Consider the following 735-nt stretch of genomic DNA (forward strand, 5'->3'; position numbering starts at 1 on the left):
GGTGCTGTCAGACGAATTCGAACCAGTCTCAGTTTACCGCGGAAACCGTGAACCTATCCAGAACAAAGCTGACGCCACTCGCTAAGAGCGGCGGCGCGTGTCAACTTGAAGGTGTCTCGGCTGGCTAGCGATCTTTCCTGATTGAAGTGGTTGTAGACGGACGAGTGGACGGAAGCGAATTTCTGCAAACTTCGCATGCGCCTGAAACGCTGCATCGCGCGTTCTATTCGTCGGAAAGGCAGGTGCGAGTTCTCAACGCGGTTGTTGAGCCACCTGCCAGTCTGCTGTCTTTTGGTAGCACCAAGCTCTCTGAAAGCGGCCCGATACGATGCGAAGCTATCCGTGACGACATTTTCCACTTTACCGTGTCGCTTCATCAATTTCTTGAGGAATTTCAATGTCGCCTGCTTGTTTCGGCGCTTGGTGACAACGGCTTCCAGCACCTCACCTTCGTGATCAACAGCCCGCCAGAGGTAGTGTCTCTTGCCATTCACCTTCACGAAAACCTCGTCCACGTGCCACTTCCATTTGGAGTATGCTCTCAATTGCTGAACACGCTTTCTTCGGATCTCGGCAGCAAACATTGGGCCAAACCTGTTCCACCAATATCGGACAGTTTCGTGACTCACGTCGATACCTCGCTCGTGCAGCAGATCTTCGACATTTCGAAGCGAAAGCGGGAAGCGGATGTACAACATCACCGCAAGGCGGATGATCTCGGGGCTGGTTTTAAAG

Annotated in this window: 1 protein-coding gene; it reads right to left on the minus strand. The window is 52.9% G+C overall.

The window, feature by feature from the left end; translation table 11 throughout:
- Window positions 1-53: 53 nt before the first annotated feature.
- The coding region (locus ACR0B5_RS22870) for an IS6 family transposase (protein ID WP_480543693.1) at window positions 54-735 on the minus strand (682 nt) is incomplete at its 5' end.

This window comes from Ruegeria sp. AG1 (assembly GCF_056541705.1).